18 protein-coding genes and 1 other RNA gene are annotated in these 19403 nt (G+C 71.5%); 9 read left to right on the forward strand and 10 right to left on the reverse strand.

Annotated elements, in window-relative coordinates; all coding sequences use genetic code 11:
* Positions 1-89 precede the first annotated feature (89 nt).
* The 3 genes from hemE to GGR64_RS10605 all read right to left on the reverse strand — a co-directional run bounded on the left by hemE (position 90) and on the right by GGR64_RS10605 (position 2442).
* On the reverse strand, positions 90-1157 hold the full coding sequence (gene hemE, locus GGR64_RS10595; protein ID WP_160965492.1) for a uroporphyrinogen decarboxylase: 1068 nt from the start codon (positions 1155-1157) through the stop codon (positions 90-92).
* A gap of 10 nt (positions 1158-1167) precedes the next feature.
* Positions 1168-1422 carry a WGR domain-containing protein gene (locus GGR64_RS10600; protein WP_160959941.1) on the reverse strand — a complete coding sequence of 85 codons (255 nt, stop codon included), beginning with the start codon at positions 1420-1422 and terminating at the stop codon, positions 1168-1170.
* A 66-nt stretch (positions 1423-1488) separates the two neighbouring features.
* The gene (locus GGR64_RS10605; protein ID WP_184645699.1) at positions 1489-2442 is read right to left on the reverse strand and encodes a helix-turn-helix domain-containing protein; all 954 of its coding nucleotides are present in this window, start codon (positions 2440-2442) and stop codon (positions 1489-1491) included.
* A gap of 92 nt (positions 2443-2534) precedes the next feature.
* Here GGR64_RS10605 and GGR64_RS10610 point away from each other — a divergent pair, with 92 nt between their 5' ends.
* The 5 genes from GGR64_RS10610 (at position 2535) to GGR64_RS10630 (ending at position 9671) form a co-directional block, all read left to right on the forward strand.
* Entirely contained in the window at positions 2535-3158 is a 624-nt protein-coding gene (locus GGR64_RS10610) for a cysteine hydrolase family protein (RefSeq protein WP_160965486.1), read from the forward strand.
* Positions 3155-3478, forward strand: a complete 324-nt coding sequence (locus GGR64_RS10615; protein ID WP_160965484.1) for a cupin domain-containing protein — start codon at positions 3155-3157, stop codon at positions 3476-3478. Before GGR64_RS10610 ends, GGR64_RS10615 begins: the two co-directional genes overlap by 4 nt.
* Before the next feature lie 375 nt (positions 3479-3853).
* Positions 3854-5029, forward strand: a complete 1176-nt coding sequence (locus GGR64_RS10620) for an efflux RND transporter periplasmic adaptor subunit (protein ID WP_237475250.1) — start codon at positions 3854-3856, stop codon at positions 5027-5029.
* Complete coding sequence (locus GGR64_RS10625; protein WP_184645701.1) at positions 5026-8226, forward strand: efflux RND transporter permease subunit; 3201 nt, start codon at positions 5026-5028, stop codon at positions 8224-8226. Before GGR64_RS10620 ends, GGR64_RS10625 begins: the two co-directional genes overlap by 4 nt.
* Positions 8226-9671, forward strand: a complete 1446-nt coding sequence (locus GGR64_RS10630) for an efflux transporter outer membrane subunit (RefSeq protein ID WP_184645703.1) — start codon at positions 8226-8228, stop codon at positions 9669-9671. The genes GGR64_RS10625 and GGR64_RS10630 overlap by 1 nt, the downstream gene beginning before the upstream one ends.
* 69 nt (positions 9672-9740) lie before the next feature.
* Here GGR64_RS10630 and GGR64_RS10635 read toward each other — a convergent pair whose 3' ends face one another.
* Positions 9741-10766, reverse strand: a complete 1026-nt coding sequence (locus GGR64_RS10635; protein ID WP_184645704.1) for an alpha/beta hydrolase — start codon at positions 10764-10766, stop codon at positions 9741-9743.
* A gap of 110 nt (positions 10767-10876) precedes the next feature.
* Between GGR64_RS10635 and GGR64_RS10640 the strand changes: the two genes are divergently transcribed.
* Positions 10877-11695 (forward strand): AraC family transcriptional regulator, encoded by an 819-nt coding sequence (locus GGR64_RS10640; protein ID WP_184645706.1) that lies wholly within the window; start codon positions 10877-10879, stop codon positions 11693-11695.
* A gap of 77 nt (positions 11696-11772) precedes the next feature.
* On the opposite strand, the gene aroB is transcribed toward GGR64_RS10640, so the two are convergent.
* Together aroB and GGR64_RS10650 are read right to left on the reverse strand one after the other, a co-directional pair.
* Positions 11773-12882 (reverse strand): 3-dehydroquinate synthase, encoded by a 1110-nt coding sequence (aroB, locus tag GGR64_RS10645; RefSeq protein ID WP_184645708.1) that lies wholly within the window; start codon positions 12880-12882, stop codon positions 11773-11775.
* On the reverse strand, positions 12879-13421 hold the full coding sequence (locus tag GGR64_RS10650) for a shikimate kinase (protein WP_017910873.1): 543 nt from the start codon (positions 13419-13421) through the stop codon (positions 12879-12881). Before GGR64_RS10650 ends, aroB begins: the two co-directional genes overlap by 4 nt.
* A gap of 134 nt (positions 13422-13555) precedes the next feature.
* On the opposite strand from GGR64_RS10650, the gene pdxH reads away from it, so the two are divergent.
* Both pdxH and GGR64_RS10660 read left to right on the forward strand, forming a co-directional pair.
* A complete protein-coding gene (gene pdxH / locus GGR64_RS10655) occupies positions 13556-14155 on the forward strand; it encodes a pyridoxamine 5'-phosphate oxidase (protein ID WP_160965474.1) in 600 nt (199 codons plus the stop codon).
* Positions 14156-14225: 70 nt separating this feature from the next.
* Positions 14226-15026, forward strand: a complete 801-nt coding sequence (locus tag GGR64_RS10660) for a cobalamin-binding protein (RefSeq protein ID WP_184446866.1) — start codon at positions 14226-14228, stop codon at positions 15024-15026.
* Positions 15027-15219: 193 nt separating this feature from the next.
* On the opposite strand, the gene GGR64_RS10665 is transcribed toward GGR64_RS10660, so the two are convergent.
* A complete protein-coding gene (locus GGR64_RS10665) occupies positions 15220-16605 on the reverse strand; it encodes an MFS transporter (RefSeq protein ID WP_160965472.1) in 1386 nt (461 codons plus the stop codon).
* A gap of 101 nt (positions 16606-16706) precedes the next feature.
* On the opposite strand from GGR64_RS10665, the gene soxR reads away from it, so the two are divergent.
* Positions 16707-17144: a redox-sensitive transcriptional activator SoxR gene (gene soxR / locus GGR64_RS10670; RefSeq protein WP_184645710.1), complete on the forward strand. Its 438-nt coding sequence runs from the start codon at positions 16707-16709 to the stop codon at positions 17142-17144.
* Between the two features lie 713 nt (positions 17145-17857).
* Here soxR and GGR64_RS10675 read toward each other — a convergent pair.
* The 3 genes from GGR64_RS10675 to proC form a co-directional block, all read right to left on the reverse strand.
* Positions 17858-18310 (reverse strand): DUF4426 domain-containing protein, encoded by a 453-nt coding sequence (locus GGR64_RS10675; protein WP_184645712.1) that lies wholly within the window; start codon positions 18308-18310, stop codon positions 17858-17860.
* Between the two features lie 21 nt (positions 18311-18331).
* A non-coding RNA gene (locus tag GGR64_RS10680) (sX9 sRNA) lies at positions 18332-18407 on the reverse strand.
* A gap of 43 nt (positions 18408-18450) precedes the next feature.
* A complete protein-coding gene (proC, locus tag GGR64_RS10685; RefSeq protein WP_184645714.1) occupies positions 18451-19296 on the reverse strand; it encodes a pyrroline-5-carboxylate reductase in 846 nt (281 codons plus the stop codon).
* Positions 19297-19403: the final 107 nt, after the last annotated feature.

Genomic DNA, 19403 nt, shown 5'->3' on the forward strand with positions numbered 1-19403 from the left:
GCGGTGCAAACAGATGAAGCTGAAGCGTGCTAGCGAAGGCGTCACTGCGGCGTACGCCAGTCCATTTCAAGCACGTGTGACCGGCGCGCTCATGCGCGCCGGCTATGCCGCTGTACCGCCTCTACCAGCGCGCCGACGTGTTCGGGCTGCATGTCCGGCGACAGGCCGTGGCCGAGGTTGAACACGTGGCCGTCCAGCGAGCCGTTATTGCCGTCGGCATAGCTGCGCAGCACGCGCTGCACTTCGCGTTCGATCGCCTCCGGCGCGCCGTACAGCATCGCCGGGTCCAGGTTGCCCTGCAGGGCGACGCGGCCGCCGGTGCGGCGCGCGGCGTCGGCCAGGTCGATGGTCCAGTCCACGCCCACGCCTTCGGCGCCGGAGCCGGCCAGTTCCTCCAGGTAGGGCGCATTGCCCTTGCCGAACAGGATCAGCGGGGTGCGCTCGGCACCGTCGCCGCGCGCCAGTTCGCGGGCGATGCGCTGCAGGTAGGGCAGGGAGAACTCGCGGTACATTGCCGGGCTCAGCACGCCGCCCCAGGTGTCGAACACCTGCAGTGCCTGCGCGCCGGCCGCGCGCTGCGCCGCCAGGTAGGCGATCACCGCGTCGGTGTTGACCGACAGCAGCCGGTGCAGCGCCGCCGGGTCGTTCAACGCCAGCGCCTTGATCCGCGCGTAGTTGTCGCTGCCGCCGCCCTCGACCATGTAGCAGGCCAGGGTCCAGGGGCTGCCGGAGAAGCCGATCAGCGGCACGCTGCCGTCCAGTTCGCGGCGGATCACCCGCACCGCGTCCATCACGTAGCGCAGTTCGGTCTCCATGTCCGGCACCCCGAGCCGGGCGATCGCCGCGGCGTCGCGCACCGGGTGGCGGAACTTGGGGCCTTCGCCTTCGACGAAGTACAGCTCCAGGCCCATCGCATCGGGAATGGTGAGGATGTCCGAGAACAGGATCGCCGCGTCCAGCGGGAACCGTGCCAGTGGCTGCAGGGTCACTTCGCAGGCCAGCTCCGGGGTCTTGGCCATGGCCAGGAAGCTGCCGGCACGGGCGCGGGTGGCGCGGTACTCGGGCAGGTAGCGCCCGGCCTGGCGCATCAGCCACACGGGGGTCTGGTCCACGGGCTCGCGGCGCAGCGCGCGCAGCAGGCGGTCGTTCTTGAGCATGGGGGATTCCTTAGCGCGGCGCGTCGGCGCCACGGGTGAACATGACCTGGAAGCCGCGCTTGAGTTGCGCGTCGCGGGCTTTCTCGAAGGCGGCGTGGGCGTCGTCCTGCTGCAGGTACAGCTCGCGCCGCAGTTGCGCGCGGCCGCCGATCTGGCCGCTTTCGCGCAACAGTTCCCAACCGCCGAGCAGGTCCGGCTGCAGGGTCAACTGGAGATAGCGTGGCGGCTCGTTGCCGTCGGGGCGTTGCTGGAGGAAGACGCGCATGCGCCGATTGTAGCGGTTGCCGGTGCGGGCGACGTGGCGCGAGCGCCGGAACGTAGCGGGCTGCCGTCAGCCGGCGCGGAAGCCGCGGCGGTAGGCCGAGGGTGGCACGCCCAGGGCGCGTGCGAACTGCTGGCGCAGCGCGCCGGCGCTGCCGAAGCCACAGGTGGCGGCGATCCGCTCCAGCGCCAGGTCGGTGCTTTCCAGCAGTTGCTGGGCGCGGACCAGGCGCTGGTGCGCCAGCCATTGCACCACGGTGGTCCCGGTCACCTGGCGGAACTGCCGGGTGAAGCTGCGCCGGCTCATCCGCGCGTGTGCGGCCAGTGCGTCCAGGCGCAGCGGCTGCTCCAGCCGCTGCAGCATCCAGTCCAGGGTCGGGCCGAGCAGGGCATCGCGGCGGCTGGCCGGCAGCGGCTGTTCGACGTACTGCGCCTGCCCGCCCTGGCGGTGCGGCGCCACCACCAGGCGCCGGGCGATGCGGTTGGCGACCTCGGCGCCGTGGCGGCGGCGGACCAGGTGCAGGCAGCAATCGATGCCGGCCACGGTGCCGGCCGAGGTCAGCACGTCGCCGTCGTCCACGTACAGCACGTCCGGCTGCAGCCGCACCTGCGGGTGGCGCTGCGCGAAGCGGTCCAGTGCCGCCCAGTGGGTGGTGGCGGGGCGGCCGTCGAGCAGGCCGGCGTCGGCCAGCACGAAGGTGCCCAGGCACAGGCCCACCACCTGCGCGCCGGCGGCGTGGGCGCGGCGCAGGGCCTGGCACAGCGCCGCCGGTGCCGGCTCGGCGGCATCGCGCCAGGACGGCACGATCACCGTGTCGGCGTCGTCCAGCGCCTCCAGGCCATGCTGCACCTGGATGGCGAACCCGGCGTCGGTGCGCAGCAGGCCCGGTTCGGCGGCGCACACGCGCAGGTCGAAGGCCGGCAGGTCGGTGTCCGGCCGCGCCTCGAACACCTGGCAAGGCACCGCGAGGTGGAAGGGGCTGATGCGGTCGAAGGCGACCACGGCGATGCGATGCGGCGACATGGCCCGATTTTAGCGAAAACGGTGTTTCGGGCCACTCGTCGCCGCGCACCCGGCCGCCGACACTGGCGGCCTCTCAACCCTGGAGCCACCGCATGTCTTCCCCCCGCCGCGCTTTGCTGGTCATCGATGTCCAGAACGAGTACTTCGACGGCGCGCTGCCCATCGCCCATCCGCCGGTGGCGCAGTCGCTGCCCCACGTCCTGCAGGCGATGGATGCGGCACAGGCGCACGGCGTGCCGGTGCTGGTGGTGCAGCACACCGCGCCGGCGCAGTCACCGGTGTTCGCCGACGGCAGCGCCGGCTGGGCCTTGCACCCGCAGGTCGCCGCGCGGCCGCACACCCGGCTGCTGCGCAAGACCCGGCCCAGCGTGTTCGCCGACACCGACCTGGCCGCCTGGCTGCAGGCGCAGGCGATCGACACCCTGACCGTGGTCGGCTACATGACCCACAACTGCAACGCCTCCACCGTGTACGAGGCCTTCCACCGCGGGCTGGCGGTGGAAGTGCTGGGCGACGCCAGCGGCGCGCTGCCCTACGCCAACGCCGCCGGCCAGGCCAGTGCCGAGGAGATCCACCGGGTGTTCGGCGTGGTGTTCCACAGCAACTTCGCCGCGGTCGCCGACACCGCGCAGTGGATCGCGGCGGTGGAGGCGGGGCTGCCGCTGCCGCGCGACAACGTCCTGCAGTCCAACCGCCGCGCGCGCGGCCTGGCATGAGCGCCGCGCCGCGGGTGCTGCGTGCGCGTGACTTCACCGGCAGCCGCGCCTGGGAGGCGCTGCCGGTGGCGCTGCTGGACGGGATCGGCGTGCGCATCCACTGGACCGACCAGCCCTATGTCTGGCACGTCAACGACGGTCAGGAGGTGTTCGTGGTGCTGGATGGACAGGTGCAGATGCGCTGGCGCGTGCATGGCGTCGAGCAGGTGGCGCTGCTGCAGGCCGGCGACGTGTTCCATGCGCCGGAAGGCACCGAGCACGTGGCGCACCCGCAGGGGCCGGCGCGGGTGCTGGTGGTGGAGCGCGACGGCAGTCCGTGAGCGCCGAGGCGTGGTTCCTGGCCGGCCGGCCCCGCGATCGTGCGCATGCGGTGGCGGGGCGTGCCGCGGTAGATGACGTGTGCCGAGGGCGACGCACATTGCGCGTGCTGATGTGCGTTCTATCACGGAGCCATCACTGTCGATGTGGCGTCATTGGGACAGGCTATACCGCTGCGTGCGCACAGAGATCCTGGTGTCACGGCATGGCCATTCACCACGAGTGCGGACGCGGCCGGCATGCGAAGCCAGAGCGATGGGCGGTTCCCTGGGCAGCACCCTGAGGTCGGCGCGGGACGGGATCCCGCGCGGCCTGCTGCCACCTTCGACGATTTCTCACTGCTGTGCGCGCCACCCTGGCGTGCCGGCGAGCGCGCCATGCCACGCGCCGCGCATGGCATGGGGCGTGTCGCGCTCTTCGCCGGACTGGCCGCGCTGTGCCTGCTGATCCTCGGCGGCTGGTATTGGCAGGCACACCGCCAACACCCCGCGCCGGCACCGGAGCCCTTGCGGGTGCAGACCATGACGGTCGTACCGCACCGGGTGCCGGACATCATCGAGACCTCCGGCACGCTGCTGTCGCCGCAGACCGTGGAGGTGCGCGCGCAGGCCGACGGGGTGCTGCAGTCGGTGCTGATCCATGACGGCGAGCAGGTCCACGCCGGGCAACTGCTGTTCACCATCGATCCGCGGCCGCTGCGGGCGGCGTTGACGCAGGCGCGCGCCACCCTGGCCCGCGACCAAGCGCTGGCGGCCGACGCGGCCGACACCGAGGCGCGCTACGCCAAGCTGTCCAGGACCGGCGCGGTCGATCCCAAGACCTACACCACCGCGGCCGACACGCTGCGCTCGCTGCGCGGCACCGTCGCTGCCGACCAGGCGCAGGTCGAGCAGACCCGACTGTCGCTGGCCTACACCCAGGTGCGCGCACCCATCGACGGCCGCGCCGGCGCCATCGCGGTCAAGCCGGGCAACCTGGTGTCCAGCGGTTCCAGCACGGCGCTGGTGACGCTCAACGTCAGCACGCCGATCGAGGTGCGCTTCGCCCTGGCGCATGTGCAGGTCGACGCGGTGCGCGCGGCGCCGATGGGGCGCCAGGGCCTGGGCTTGCCGGTGCTGGCGCTGGATGCGGTGAAGGGCACGCTGCTGGCTCGCGGCGAGCTGGCGTTCCTCGACAATGCCTTCGACACCAGCAGCGGCACCCTGGAACTGCGCGCGCGCTTCGCCAACGCCGGCGCCACGCTGTGGCCGGGGCAGTTCGTCACCGTGCGGGTGATCCTGGCGGAGGACCCGCAGGCCCTGGCGGTGCCCGAGAGCGCCTTGCAGCAAGGACAGCAGGGGCCGTACGTGTACTGCGTGGTCGCTGGTCGCGCCGTGGCGCGGCCGCTCAGCGTGGCGCGGATGATCGATGGGCAGGCGGTGATCGCCAAGGGCCTGCGCGCGGGCGATCGCGTCATCCTCACCGTGCCCAACGAACTGCGCGACGGCACCGCGGTGCAATCCGGCAACCCGCACGCCACGCCGAACGCGGCGGCGACCGGACGGCATGCGTGAACCTGTCGGCGCTGTTCATCCGCCGCGCGGTGATGACCTCGGTGCTGATGATCGGGCTGGTGCTGGCCGGCGGCATGGCCTACTTCGCGCTGCCGGTGAGCGAGCTGCCCGACGTCAGCTTCCCGACCATCACCGTCAACATGTCGCTGCCCGGTGCCAATCCCGAGACCATGGCCGCGGCGGTGGCGACGCCGCTGGAGCGCCAGTTCAGCGGCCTGCCGGGGCTGGACACGATGAGCTCGACCAGCAGCGTCGGCAGCACCCGCATCGTGTTGCAGTTCGCGTTGAGCCGCAATGTCGATGCCGCCGCGCAGGACGTGCAGAACGCGGTCTCGCAGGCGGCCGGCCTGCTGCCGCGCGAGATCAACCCGGCGCAGATCCAGAAGGAGGATCCCAGCGCCGCGCCGATCATGCACCTGATCCTGCGCTCCAGGACCATCGCGCTGCCGCTGCTCAACCAGTTCGCCAAGGATCGCGTGGCGCTGCGCCTGGCCTCGGTGCCGGGTGCCGGCCAGATCGACGTCAACGGCGCGCAGAAGTACGCGGTGCGCCTGTTCGTCAATCCGCACCTGCTCGCCGCCCGCCACCTCGGCTTCGACCAGGTGGTCTCGGCGGTGCAGGCGGGCAACAGCAACGCGCCGGCCGGGACGCTGATGGGGCGCGCGCGGTCCTACACCGTGCGCGCCGACGGCCAACTCAAGCGCGCGGCCGATTTCGATGCGATGGTGTTGACCTATGCCGACGGCGCGCCGGTGCGCCTGCGCGATGTCGGTCATGCCGAGGACAGCGTCGAGAACCTGCAGACCGCCGCCTCGCTCAACGGCCAGCGCGCGATCGAGATCAACATCCATCGCCAGCCTGGCGCCAACACGCTGTCGGTGACCCAGGGCATCCAGGCGGCGTTGCCGGGGATCCGCGCGCAGCTGCCCGGCGATGCCCAGCTCGACGTGCTCTACGACCGCGGCGACTACATCGGCGCGTCGGTGGAGGACGTGGAGTGGACCCTGGTCGGTTCGCTGGTGCTGGTGATCGTGGTGATCCTGCTGTTCCTGCGCAGCTGGATGGCGACCCTGATCGTGGCGCTGGTGTTGCCGACCTCGCTGATCGGCACCTTCGCGGTGATGCGCCTGCTGCACTTCAGCCTTGACAACATTTCGATGCTGGCGCTGACCTTGTCGGTCGGCTTCGTGGTCGACGATGCCATCGTGGTCATCGAGAACATCGTCCGCCACGCCGAGCAGGGCGCCAGCCGCATGGACGCGGCCATCGCTGCCTCGCGCGAGATCGGCTTCACCGTGCTGTCGATGACGGTGTCGCTGGCGGCGGTGTTCCTGCCGATCGTGTTCATGGGCGGGCTGGTCGGGCGGCTGTTCTCCGAGTTCGGCATGGTCATCGCGATCGCGGTGATCCTGTCCGGGATCGTCTCGCTGACGCTCACGCCGATGCTCGCCAGCCGCTGGCTCGATCCGAAGAAAAGCGCGGGCTGGGTGTTCGAGCGCTTCGACCGGCTGGTCGACGCCAGCGAACGCGGCTACGCGCGCTCGCTGGCCTGGGCGACCGAGCGTATCGGCCTGATGTGCGTGATCGGTGTGGCCACCCTGGTCGGCACCGCCGGCGTCTACGCCGTGGTCGAGAAGGGCTTCATTCCGCAGGTCGATTCGGGAAAGATCGACGGCGACACCCGCGTGCCCGAGGGCACCGCCTTCGCCGACTTCGTCGCCAAGCAGGCGGCGGTGGTGAAGATCATCCAGCGCAATCCCAACGTGGCCAACGTCGAATCGGTGATCGGCTCGGATGATTCGCTCAGCAACAGCGGGCGCCTGCTGATCGGGCTCAAGCCGCTGTCCGAGCGCAGCGGCAGCGCCGAGGAGGTGATCCAGGATGTGCGCAAGCAGGTCGCGGCGATCCAGGGCATCACCCTCAACATGCGCAATCCGCCGGCGATCGACATGGGGCCGACGGCATCGAACGGATCGCTGCAGTACGTGCTGCAGTCCACCGACCAGAAGGCGCTGTACGCCCAGTCCGACACCATCCTGCAACGCATCCGGCAACTGCGCGACGTGCAGGATCCGCAGAGCGACCTGCAACTCAAGAACCCGGAGATCGAGGTCGTCCTGCACCGCGAGCAGGCCGCCGCGCTGGGCGTCACCGCCGCCGGCCTGCAGGACACCCTGGCGAGCGCGTATGGCGGCCGCAAGATCAGCACCATCTACGGCGACACCGATCAGTACGAGGTACTGCTGCAGGTCGAGCCATCGGCGCAGGCCGACCTCAACGGCCTGGATGCGCTGTCGTTCAACGGCAACCAGAACCCGGGCATCACCGCGATCGGCACGCAGACCTCCAACAGCAGTTCCGGCACCAGCGCGGTGCTGACCGCGGCCGGCGGCCCGATGGTGCCGCTGCGCGCGGTGGCCGACGTGCGCATGGGCGTGGGACCGGTGGCGATCAACCACTACGCCGGCCTGCCGGCGGTGACGCTGTCGATGAACCTGGCGCCAGGCGTGTCGCTGGGCGATGCCGCCGCGGGCATCGGCAACCTGATGGCGCAGACCCTGGGCAAGGGCGATGCGCGCGCGATCAGCGGCCAGTTCGCCGGCTCGGCACAGGCCTTCGAGAATTCGATGAAGACCCTGCCGATGCTGCTGCTCATCACCGTGTTGCTGATCTACGGCGTGCTGGCGATCCTGTACGAGAACGCGCTGCATCCGATCACCATCCTGACCTCGCTGCCGCTGGCCGGGTTCGGCGCCATCCTCATGCTGGTGCTGTTCCGCCAGGAGCTCAATCTCTTCAGCTTCGTCGGCCTGATCCTGCTGGTCGGGCTGGTCAAGAAGAACGGCATCATGATGGTGGACTACGCGCTGGACCTGGAGCGCTCGGGCGATGCGCGTTGGAAGCAGCCGCGCGCGGCGATGCTGGAGGCGGCGACGGTGCGTTTCCGCCCGATCATGATGACCACGCTCGCCGCGGTGCTGGGCTCGCTGCCGATCGCGTTGGGCGTCGGCGCCGGCGCCGAAGCGCGCCGCCCGCTCGGTATCGCCGTGGTCGGCGGCCTGCTGTTCTCGCAGGCACTGACCCTGTACCTGACCCCGGCCTTCCACATCGCGATGGCCGAGTGGCTGGCGCCCCGTCGCGCGCGCCGCGACGGGGCGGCGCCGCCATCCGCGCCGACGCTGCCGGAGCCGGCCTGATGCGCGCGCTCGCACTCGGTGTCGCGTGCCTGCTGTCGGCGTGCAGCCTGACCCCGGCCTATGTGCGGCCCGCCGCCCCGATCCCGCCGTCGTGGCCGGTGGGCGACGCCTACCTGGCGCAGCACGAGGCCACGCTGCCGTCGCTGGGCTACCGGCAGGTGTTCGGCGACCCGCGCCTGCAGACGCTGATCGCCCAGGCGCTGGACAACAACCGCGACCTGCGGATCGCACTCGCCGATATCGCCCAGGCGCGGGCGCAGTACCGGATCCAGCGCGCGGCCCTGCTGCCGGAGGTGAGTACCAGCGCGACCTATGCGCGCTCCTACCGCGGCAAGGGCGCGGCGCCGGCCAACGACGCCACGCAGGGCGGCAACGCAGCGGCCGCCCCGGCGGCGGGCTATGCCAGCAACTACGACCTGGGCCTGGGCGTCACCGCCTTCGAACTGGATCTGTTCGGCCGCATCCACGCGCTGACCGCGGCCGCGCAGCAGCGCTACCTGGAACAGGAGGCGGCGGCGCGCGCCACGCGCCTGACCCTGGTCGGCGACATCGCCACGGCCTGGCTGACCTATGCCAGCGACCGCAGCCTGCTGACGATCGCGCAGGACACCGTGCGCAGTGCCGGCGCCAGCGTGGCGCTGACCGCGCAGCGGGTGGACGGCGGCATCGTGCCGCACTCGGCGCTGGACCAGGCCAACCAGGTGCTGCATGGCGCGCAGTCCGACCTGGCCGCGCAGACCACGGCGATGGCGCAGGACGTCAATGCGCTGCAGGTGCTGGTGGGCGCTCCGGTGGATCCGACGCTGTTGCCGGCCTCGATCGCAGATGCCGCGGCGTGCATCGGCGATCCGCCGGCCGGCCTGGACACGACCATCCTGCTGCGCCGGCCCGACGTGGTGCAGGCCGAGTACGAACTGCGCGCGGTCAATGCCGAGATCGGCGCGGCCCGCGCCGCGTTGTTTCCGCGCATCAGCCTGAGCGGCCTGCTGGGCTTGACCAGCACCGCGCTGTCGGACCTGTTCACCCACGACGCGTTCAACGGCTCGGTGGGCGCGGGCGCCGCCTACACCTTGTTCGATGGTGGTGCGGCGCGCGCCAACGTGCGCTACACCGAGGCGCAGCGCGACGCCGCCGTGGCCGGCTACGAAAAGACCGTGCAGATCGCCTTCGGCGAAGTGGCCGATGCGCTGGCCCGGCGCGGCACCATCGATGCGCAGTTGCGCGCGCAGCAGGATCTGCTCGCCGATGCCGCCAATACCTACGATGCCAGTGCGCAGCGCTACCGCGTCGGCGTGGAGAGCGCGCTGTCCAACCTGGATGCGCAGCGCAGCTACTACGCGGCGCAGCGCAGCCTGGTCGCGGTGGAACTGACCGCGGCGACCAATCGGGTGACGCTGTATCGCACGCTGGGCGGCGATGCGTCGCTGGAGCGCGCCCAGCCCTGAATGCACTGGGCGCGGGTGGGCGGCACGCTGCAGCCGGGAGCGCTGCATGGCGTGCCGCCCAGCGGGCGCTTACTTCAGGTGTTCGCGCAGCCCGTCGCCGGCCTGCTGGATCGCGGTCCGCACCGCGGGCACGTCGCGCAGGGCATTGAGCAGGCCGAAATCGTGGATCACGCCGTTGTAGCGGGTCACCGTGACCGTCACCCCGGCCTGGTCCAGCTTGCGGCCGAAGGCTTCGCCCTCGTCGCGCAGCACGTCCAGCTCGGCGGTCTGGATCAACGTCGGCGGCAGGCCGGAGAGCTGCGTCGGGGTCGCGCGCAGCGGCGAGGCGGTGATCTCGGCGCGGGCCTTGGGATCGGTGGTGTAGTTGTCCCAGAACCACGTCATCATGTTGCGGGTGAGGAAGTAGCCGCTCTGGAACTGCTGGTACGACCCGTCGTCGAAGCGGGCGTCGGTCACCGGCCACAGCATCAGGTCGTAGCGCAGCGCCGGCGTTCCGGCCGCCTTGGCCTGCAGCGCCACGGCCGCGACCATGTTGCCGCCGACGCTGTTGCCGGCCAGCGCCAGGCGCTTGCCGTCCACGCCGATCTGCGCGCCGTGCTCGGCGACCCAGCGGGTGGCGGCATAGGCCTGGTGGATGGCGACCGGGTACTGCGCTTCCGGCGACGGCGTGTAGTCCACGTAGACCGCCACCGCGCCAGAGGCGTTGACCAGATCGCGGATCAGGCGTTCGTGGGTCGGGAAGTCGCCCAGCACCCAGCCGCCGCCGTGGAAGAACATGAAGGCCGGCAACACCTGGCCGGTGGTGTGCGGCGGCCGCACGATCACCAGGTTCAGCGGCTTGCCGTCGGCCTGGATGGTGGTGCGGCTGACCTCGGCCGGCGGCAACGGGGTATTGGCCTGGGCACCGACCAGCACCTGGCGCGCCTGCGCCGGGGTGAGCTGCTCGATCGGCTTGCCGCCGCTGCTGTTGAGCGCATCGAGGAACTTCGCGACCGGGCGCAACGGCGCGGGCTGATCGGCGGGCGTTGCGGCGGTGGCGGTGCCGATCGCGCCGGCCAGCAGCGAGGTGGCGAGCAAGGGGAGCAGGGTCTTCATGGCGGTTCCTGGGGCATGCCGGGCGAGATGCCGGCGACAGGAGTGACTTTGCGCGCCAGGGCGGTACGATAGGTGGCGAATCGTCCATGAAACTTTACCTGGAGTCCTGAGTGACCGACCGCCTGGCCGCCTTGTTGACCCACTTCTCGGTCAGCGCCGAGGTCTTCCACGCCGGCACCCTGTGCGGCCTGCACCGGCTCGACGATGGCGACCGCGGGCAACTGCACCTGCTGCGCGAGGGCAGCGTGGTCGTCCACAACGGCGACGGACAGGTGCTGCGGATCGATCGACCCAGTCTGCTGCTGTACCCGCAGGCCATGCCGCATCGCTTCGAGATCGATGCGCAACGCGGTGCGGATTTCGCCTGCGCGCACCTGCGCTTCAGTGGTGGCGCAGCCAATCCGCTGGTGCGCGCCTTGCCAGCCTGCATCTGCCTGCCGCTGGACGCGCTGCGCCAGGGCGAGGCGCTGCTGCACCTCCTGTTCGAGGAAGCCTTCGCGCAGCATTGCGGGCGCCAGGCGGTGTTGAACCGGCTGTTCGAGGTGGTGCTGGTGCACGTGATCCGCGAGTTGATGGAGCAGGGGCTCGCCGACGGCGGCATGCTCGCCGGCATGGCCGATGCGCGGCTACGGCTGGCGCTGACCGGCATCCACGACGCCCCGGCGCAGCCCTGGACGCTGGAGAGCCTGGCGGCCCGTGCCGGCATGTCGCGCAGTGCGTTCGCGCGCAGTTTTCGCGAGACCCTCGGCTGCACGCCGGGCCAGTACCTGCAGGACTGGCGCATCGCCCTGGTGCAACGCGGCCTGCGCGAAGGGCGACCGCTGAAGCAGCTTGCCGACGAAGTGGGCTACGGCAGCGAGGCCGCGGTGTCGCGCGTGTTCAAGGCGCAGGTCGGGCAGACCCCGCGCGCGTGGCGGCAGGCACGCTGAGTGCGGGTAGGGACATGTGCAGGCGCGCCGGCACGACCGGCGCGCGTGGACGGCTGTGGCGTAAGCGATGCGCCGGCTCAGCCGGCGGCCAGCACCGCCAGCACCTCGGCCTCGTCCACGTCGGGGACGATCTCGGCGTCGCCGATGCCGCGCCACAACACCAGCCGCAGGCGTCCGGCCAGGTTCTTCTTGTCCAGGCGCATGCGCGCCAGCAGCGCCTCCGGTGCCAGCCCGGCCGGCAGCGCGGTCGGCAGGCCGAAGTCGTGCAGCAGCGCGCGCAGCTGCGCCGTGTCCTGCGCGCCGGCCATGCCCAGCCGGGCCGACAGCTCGGCGGCCAGCACCATGCCCACCGCCACTGCTTCGCCGTGGTTGAGGTTGGCGTTGTCCGGGGCGCCGTAGCCCTGTTCGGTCTCGATGGCGTGGCCGAAGGTGTGGCCAAGGTTGAGCAGGGCACGCTCGCCCTTCTCCAGTGGATCGCGGGCGACGATCTCGGCCTTGTGTTCGCAGCTGCGCGCGATCGCCTGCGCCAGCGCGGCCGGCTCGCCGGCCAGCAGTGCGCGGCGTTCGGCATGCAGCCATTCGAAGAACAGCGGGTCGCGGATGGCGCCGTACTTGATCACCTCGGCCAACCCGGCGCGCAGTTCGCGCGGCGGCAGGCTGCGCAGCGTGGCGGTGTCGGCCAGCACCGCGCGCGGCGGATGGAAGGCGCCGACCAGGTTCTTGCCCTGCGGGATGTCCACCGCGGTCTTGCCGCCGACCGAGGAGTCGACCATCGCCAGCAGCGTGGTCGGCAATTGCACGCAATCCACGCCGCGCATCCAGCAGGCGGCAGCGAAGCCGGCCAGGTCGCCGACCACGCCGCCGCCCAGCGCCAGCACGCAGGCGTCGCGGGTGGCGCCGAGGGCGGCCAGCGCAGCGATCGCCGCGGCGAAGTGGTCCAGGGTCTTGGAGGCTTCGCCGGCGGGGATCACGAACTCGCCGATCTGCAGCTCCGGGCGTGCCGCCAGCAGCGCGCTGCGGACCGGCGCGGCATACAGCGGCGCCACCTGGCTGTCGCTGAGCAGCAGCACGTGGCGGCCGCGCACGTGCGCGGCGAGGGCGGCGCCGTCGTCGAGCAGGCCGGGTCCGATGTGGATGGTGTAGGCCGGGTCGCCAGCGACCTGGACCGTGCGCGATGCTGCCGTCATGCAGTGGGTTCCGGAAGTTTCCACGACGCGGCCAGGCGCACGACCAGCTGTGCGGTGGCTTCGGCCGGGGTGAAGTGATCGGTGTCCAGGATCAGGTCGGCGACCTCGCGGTACAGCGGTTCGCGCACCGCGTGCAGGTCGCGCAGCACCTGCTCGCGGTCGCCACGCTGCAGCAGCGGGCGGCTGCGGTCGCGGTGCAGGCGTTGCAGTTGTGCGGCCACGCCGACCCGCAGGTACACCACGAAGCCGTGTTCGCGCATCTCGCGGCGGCTGTCGGCATTGAGCACGGCGCCGCCGCCGGTGGAAATCAGGTGGCCGGGCGTGCTCAGGATGCTTTCCAGCACCGCGCGCTCGTGCTCGCGGAAACCGGCTTCGCCGGCGTGCTCGAACAGCGAGGCGATGCTGGCGCCGGTGCGCTCGACGATGGTCTGGTCGCTGTCGACGAAGACCAGGCCGAAGCGCTCGGCCAGGCGGCGGCCGATGACGCTCTTGCCGGCACCCATCGGGCCGACCAGCACCAAGTTGGGGGCGGGATTCATCCGCCGATGCTAGCAGAGACTGGCGCCGCCTCGCGCGCTGCGCAGGCCCCGTGCGCTTGCCGTCGTGCGGCGAGGCGTGCGTCGCGCGGTGCATGGCGCGACAATGGCGCATCGTCCGCCGAGTGCCTGTCGCCATGCCCGATCTCTACGCCGAAGCCCTGTCCACGTTCGCCGACCTGTTCGCCGAGGCGCGCACCAGCGACGAGGCCGAATACAACGCCATGGTCGTGTCCTCGGCCACGCTGGAGGCACGCCCCTCGTCGCGCGTGGTGCTGCTCAAGGCCTACGACGCGCGCGGCTTCGTGTTCTACACCCACCTGGACAGCCAGAAGGGCCGCGAACTGCAGGCCAATCCGCAGGCCTCGCTGCTGTTCCTGTGGCGGCGCATGCGCGAGGACGGGGTGCAGGTGCGCATCGACGGCGAGGTGCAACTGGTCGCTGCGGCCGAAGCCGACGCCTATTTCGCCTCGCGCCCGCGCATGAGCCAGATCGGCGCCTGGGCCTCGGCGCAGTCGCGCACGTTGGAATCGCGCGAGGAGTTCGAGGAGCGCGTGGCCAAGGCCGAGGCCACCTTCGAGGGCCGCGAAGTGCCGCGTCCTGATGGCTGGGGCGGGTTCCGCGTGGTGCCGCGCAATTTCGAGTTCTGGTACGGCGCCAAGTACCGGCTGCACGAACGCTGGCGCTACGAAGCCGATGCCGCCGGCCACTGGAGCAAGCGGATGCTGTTCCCGTGAGCGGCGCCGGCCCGGCCTGCCGCGGCACCGCCGCCGCGGCGCATGCGTGCCCGCACGAGGCGCGCTGAGCATGGGCCCGCAGCGCATCGTCTGCCTGACCGAAGAGCCGACCGAGACGCTGTACGCGCTCGGCGAGCAGCAGCGCATCGTCGGCATCAGCGGCTTCACCGTGCGCCCGCCGCAGGCGCGTCGCGACAAGCCCAAGGTCAGCGCCTTCACCAGCGCCAAGATCGGCGAGATCCTCAAGCTGCAGCCGGACCTGGCGATCGGCTTCTCCGACATCCAGGCCGACATCGCCGCCGAACTGGTGCGGCACGGCGTGGAGGTGTGGATCGCCAACCACCGCAGCGTCGACGGCATCCTCGACTACATCCGCCGGCTCGGCGCGCTGGTCGGCGCCGGCCAGCGCGCCATGGACTACGCCGACGATCTGCAGCGCGGCCTCGATGCCATCGCCGCGCAGGCCGCCACGCTGCCGCGGCGGCCCCGGGTATATCTGGAGGAATGGGACGAGCCGATCATCACCGGCATCCGCTGGGTCGCCGAACTGGTGGGTATCGCCGGCGGCGACGACGTGTTCCCGGAGCTGTCGGTGCAGCCGTTGGCCAAGGCGCGGATCCTCGCCAATGGCGACGAAGTGGTGCGGCGCGCGCCGGACATCATCCTCGGCTCCTGGTGCGGCAAGCGCTTCCGCCCCGAGCGCGTCGCCGCGCGGCCGGGCTGGGCGGCGATGCCGGCGGTGCGCGACGGACAACTGTTCGAGATCAAGTCGCCGCTGATCCTGCAGCCGGGGCCGGCCGCGCTCACCGACGGCGTGCGCGCCATCGCCGACATCATCCAGGCCTGGGCCAGGGGCGTGGGCGCGACGTAGCGCTTTTCTCGATCCCCGAGCAGGCCGCGTCGTCTGGCAGGTGCACACCGGCCAGGCCCCAGCAGAAGCACCGCAATCCCGCGTCCATGGCCGCGTCATCGTTCGGGTGCGGGCAGAGGATCGTTGCCTCGCTCGTCTCTGCCGCACGTGTGCGCCAGCACGGCGCGACGTGCGCGGGAATGGACGACACGGTCTAGCCTGGCGCCGGCTGGGTCCGGCCGGCGATGCCCAGGCCGAGCAGGGCCATCAGCGCGGCGACGGCGAAGGTGGACAGGTACGCCGCCGCCGCCGAGTAGGTCAGTAGCGCAGAGAACAGCGAGCCGCCGACCGCCAGCGTGGTCGCCACCGCGATCGCTTCGCTCAACTGCAGCGCCGAACTGTTGCGGCCCTGCCGCGCCGGCGGCGACAGGGTCAGGGTCAGCACCGCCAGGGTCGGATAGATCAGGCCCATGCCGAGGCCGGTGGCGGTCCAGCCGCCGATCGCCAGTGCCGCCGGCACCGACGGCAGCAGCGCCAGCGTCGTGGTCGCGATGCCCAGCGCCATCAGCGTGCAGCCCAGCTGCAGCCGCCGCAGGCGGGTGGCGTCGCGGCCGTAGTGGCCCTGGTACCAAGAGCCGGCGAACCAGCCCAGCGCGCCGGCGCTCAGCGCCACGCCGGCCCACACCGGCGACAGCCCGCGTTCGCGCGACAGCAGCAGCGGCAGGAACGCCTCGCAGCCGAAGAACGCCGAGCCGGCGACGCCGCGCAGCGCGATCACGCTGGGCAGGCCGCGCGCGGCGTGCAGGGTGCCGGCAGGCAGCAATCGCCAGGTGCACAGCACCAACAGCACCAGCGCCGCCGGCAGCAGCAGCGCCGCCCACAGCCCGCGCTGCTGGCCGCCCAGGTACAGCAGGCAGACGCCGGCCGCCGCACCCAGCGACCATAGCCGCGATGCGCCACTGGCGCCGTCCGCGCTCGCGGCGGGCGGCAGGCGCCGCAACGCCGGCCACAGCATCGCCGCCGCCGGCAGCGCCAGCAGCGGCACTGCCAGGAACACCCAGCGCCAGCCGACGTGTTCGACGATCAGCCCGCTGATGCTGGGGCCGATCAGCGACGGCACCACCCAGCCGGCGGAGAACGCGGCGAACATGCGCGGGCGGATCGCCTGCGGATACAGCCGCGCGACCAGCACGTACAGCACCACCGAGATCGCGCCGGCACCCAGGCCCTGCACCAGCCGACCGGCCACCAGCAGCGTCATCGACGGGGCGAAGCCGGCCAGCAGCAGGCCGCAGACGAAGCAGGCCAGGCCGGTCCACAGCGGCGCCGCCGGCCCATGCAGATCGCTCCAGCGTCCGGCCACGGTCATGCCGATCACGCTGGTGGCCAGGGTGCCGCCGAAGGCCAGCGCGTACAGCCGCAGGCCCTGCAGTTCGCCGGCCACGGTCGGCATCGCCGCGGCCACCGCCAGCGCTTCGAAGGCGATCAGCGACACCAGCGCGACCATGCCGATGGTGGTGGCGCGATAGGCCGGCGCCAGCACGGAACCGGCAGCGACAGGAGTGGACGGGACATCGGCGGCAGCGGCGTGGTCTTGCATCGGAGTACCTGGGAGAACGGATGGACATCTGCCGGCGACGACTTGCGTGGGCGCGTGCAGGCCGTGCAGCATGCAACCTCAACCGGACTCGAGGTCAAGCGATGCAGGAGGAACTGAGCGTGGGGCAAGTTGCCGCGCGCAGCGGTGTGGCCGTGTCGGCGCTGCATTTCTACGAGAGCAAGGGCCTTATCCGCAGCATGCGCACCGCCAGCAACCAGCGCCGCTACACCCGCGACGTGCTGCGCCGGCTGGCGGTGATCCGCGTGGCGCAACGCGTCGGCGTGCCGCTGGACAGCGTCAAGGCCGCCTTCGCGCAGTTGCCCGACGCGCGCACACCGACCCGCGCGGAGTGGGCGCGGATGTCGGCGGCCTGGCGCGAGGAACTGGACGCGCGCATCCTGCAACTGACCCGCCTGCGCCACCAGCTCACCGACTGCATCGGCTGCGGCTGCCTGTCGCTGCGCCGTTGCCGGCTCAGCAACCCGGCCGATACCCTGGCCGCGCACGGCGATGGGCCGCAACGCTGGGCGGAGGAGTGAGCGGCGCGTCCTGCGTACGGTAACCGCGCGATGTCGCTGCGGTTGCCGCGCCCCTGCGCACAACGGTGCCGCAATGTGGATCGAGACGATGTAGGAGGGACTGCAGTCCCGACGCGATGCCGGTGGACGTCGCGGTTACCGAGCTTGTCGAGCATGGTGGAGACGTGGCGCTTCACCGCGCCCCGTCAGCGCGAAGAGCGAAGAGGGCAGTTGCCTGACGCGGCATGCAGTCGGGACTGAAGTCCCTCCCACAACGCGCGTCTGTGATCGCCCTGGTATGCATAGGTCGGTTTGTCTGTAGGAGCGGCTTCAGCCGCGACATGCCTTACCGGTAACGCCCGGTCGCGGCTGAAGTCGCTCCTACGGCACGCGACGGCGCCGCCATGTGGGATCGGGACGGTGTGGGAGGGACTTCAGTCCCGACGCGATGCAGGTGGCCGTCGCGGTTACCGAGCTTGTCGAGCATGGTGGAGACGTGGCGCTTCACCGCGCCCGTCAGCGCGAAGAGCGAAGAGGGCAGTTGCCTGACGCGGCATGCAGTCGGGACTGAAGTCCCTCCCACAACGCGCACCTGTGATCACCTTGATCGGTATCCGTATGTCGGGTTGTCCGTAGGAGCGGCTTTTAGCCGCGACCGGGCTTTCCCGGTAACGCCCGGTCGCGGCTGAAGCCGCTCCTACGGCTGGGAAGGCGCGCGCGGGACGCTACGCGCGCTAGAAATTACGGGTGAAGCGCACTGTGCCGGCGCCGTCGGCGCTGCGGACCTTCACCACGAAGCGCAGCTGATCGTGGGCGCTGCTGCGCACCGTACCGACGTAGTCGGTGTAGGCATCGGTGCGGACCGCGCGCAGCGCCACCGGCTGGCGTTGTCCGCTGAGGTCGGTCGCCACCACGTCTACCGTGCCGACCGCCGGCGTTTCCTCACCGCCGTGCAGAGTGCGCAGCGCGATCATCACCAGCGCAGTGTCGGCCTCGCGGGCGATGCCGTAGCGATGCGCCACGTCCTCGCTCATCGCCAGCGTGGGCAAGGCGTTGTAGTGCACGCGCAGCGCGCCGAAATCGGCCTGCGCCGGCGTGGCGGCGAGCAGTGTCGCCGGACGTGGGCTGTCCTGGTCCGAGCAGGCGGCCAGGGCCAGGCACAGCAGCGCAGCGGGCAGGACACGCATCGGCGTTCTCCGGGTTGGAGTGGCTAACACATCGTCGCGCGCAGTCGCCAGGTGGGCGCGGACGGCGCGGAGGAACTGCAGTGTACGCGTGGTGGATGAGGATTCCGGGCGCCGTCCGCGCCGCCTGGTGTTCGCTGCGCTCAGTCGTCGTTGGCGGCGGACAGGGCACGGCCGCGTTCCGCCGCCGCGGCGATCGCGGCCGCGGTCAGCGCCTCGAAGCCGCCGCGCTGGAAGGTCTCGATCGCGGCCTGGGTGGTGCCGTTGGGGGAGGTCACCCGGCGGCGCAGTTCGCTCGGCGCCTCGCCGGACTCGGTGAGCATGCGCGCCGCGCCGAGCACGGTCTGCAGGGTCAGGGTGCGCGCGGTGTCGGCGGGCAGGCCCTGGGCGATGCCGGCCGCTTCCATCGCCTCGGCGAGCAGGAAGACATAGGCGGGGCCGCTGCCGGACACGGCGGTGACCGCATCGATCAGCGCCTCGTCCGCGACCCACACGGTGACCCCGGCGGCGGCCAGCACGTGCTCGGCATGGGCGCGCTGCGCGGCGTCGACACCGGCGCTGGCGAATAGGCCGGTGACGCCGGCACCGAGCAGGGCAGGGGTGTTGGGCATCGCGCGCACCAGGGCGTGGCCGCCGCCGAGCCAGCGGTCCAGTTGCGCGGTGGTGATGCCGGCGGCGATGGACACCAGCAGCGGCCGCTGCGCCTGCGCCAGCGCGGCCAGTTCGGTGCAAACCCCGCGCAGCACCTGCGGCTTGACCGCGAACATCCACAGCGCGGCGCCGTCGGCGGCCTCGGCCGCGCTGGCGACGGCGTGGACGGCGTAGTCGGCGACCAGGGCCTCGCGCAGCGCCGCCACCGGCTCGGCCACACGGATGCGGCGCGGGTCGGCACCCTGCCGGACCAGGCCGGCGATCAGGCTGCGCGCCATGTTGCCGCCGCCGATGAAGGCGATGTCGGCTGCGTGGGAATCTGGAAAAGCGGAAGCCATGGCGCAACACCGTCGCGAAGAGGGAGCGCCATGGTAGCGGCTGCGCCGCGCCGCAGTGCTGCGGTGCGGCGCAACCGGATCGTGCAGGAGAGAACGCGCCAGCCGCT

The sequence above is a fragment of the Xanthomonas sp. 3307 genome (assembly GCF_014199735.1).
GTDB lineage: Bacteria > Pseudomonadota > Gammaproteobacteria > Xanthomonadales > Xanthomonadaceae > Xanthomonas_A > Xanthomonas_A rydalmerensis.

What these genes read in the sequence shown, in the direction of transcription:
- GGR64_RS10650 (WP_017910873.1), bottom strand. Translation starts at nt 13,421, where the DNA reads ATGAATCCCGCCCCCAACTTGGTGCTGGTCGGCCCGATGGGTGCCGGC.
- GGR64_RS10600 (WP_160959941.1), bottom strand. Translation starts at nt 1,422, where the DNA reads ATGCGCGTCTTCCTCCAGCAACGCCCCGACGGCAACGAGCCGCCACGC.
- soxR (WP_184645710.1), top strand. Translation starts at nt 16,707, where the DNA reads ATGCAGGAGGAACTGAGCGTGGGGCAAGTTGCCGCGCGCAGCGGTGTG.
- GGR64_RS10635 (WP_184645704.1), bottom strand. Translation starts at nt 10,766, where the DNA reads ATGAAGACCCTGCTCCCCTTGCTCGCCACCTCGCTGCTGGCCGGCGCG.
- GGR64_RS10620 (WP_237475250.1), top strand. Translation starts at nt 3,854, where the DNA reads ATGCCACGCGCCGCGCATGGCATGGGGCGTGTCGCGCTCTTCGCCGGA.
- GGR64_RS10615 (WP_160965484.1), top strand. Translation starts at nt 3,155, where the DNA reads ATGAGCGCCGCGCCGCGGGTGCTGCGTGCGCGTGACTTCACCGGCAGC.
- proC (WP_184645714.1), bottom strand. Translation starts at nt 19,296, where the DNA reads ATGGCTTCCGCTTTTCCAGATTCCCACGCAGCCGACATCGCCTTCATC.
- GGR64_RS10605 (WP_184645699.1), bottom strand. Translation starts at nt 2,442, where the DNA reads ATGTCGCCGCATCGCATCGCCGTGGTCGCCTTCGACCGCATCAGCCCC.
- GGR64_RS10610 (WP_160965486.1), top strand. Translation starts at nt 2,535, where the DNA reads ATGTCTTCCCCCCGCCGCGCTTTGCTGGTCATCGATGTCCAGAACGAG.
- pdxH (WP_160965474.1), top strand. Translation starts at nt 13,556, where the DNA reads ATGCCCGATCTCTACGCCGAAGCCCTGTCCACGTTCGCCGACCTGTTC.
- aroB (WP_184645708.1), bottom strand. Translation starts at nt 12,882, where the DNA reads ATGACGGCAGCATCGCGCACGGTCCAGGTCGCTGGCGACCCGGCCTAC.
- GGR64_RS10675 (WP_184645712.1), bottom strand. Translation starts at nt 18,310, where the DNA reads ATGCGTGTCCTGCCCGCTGCGCTGCTGTGCCTGGCCCTGGCCGCCTGC.
- GGR64_RS10665 (WP_160965472.1), bottom strand. Translation starts at nt 16,605, where the DNA reads ATGCAAGACCACGCCGCTGCCGCCGATGTCCCGTCCACTCCTGTCGCT.
- GGR64_RS10660 (WP_184446866.1), top strand. Translation starts at nt 14,226, where the DNA reads ATGGGCCCGCAGCGCATCGTCTGCCTGACCGAAGAGCCGACCGAGACG.
- GGR64_RS10630 (WP_184645703.1), top strand. Translation starts at nt 8,226, where the DNA reads ATGCGCGCGCTCGCACTCGGTGTCGCGTGCCTGCTGTCGGCGTGCAGC.
- hemE (WP_160965492.1), bottom strand. Translation starts at nt 1,157, where the DNA reads ATGCTCAAGAACGACCGCCTGCTGCGCGCGCTGCGCCGCGAGCCCGTG.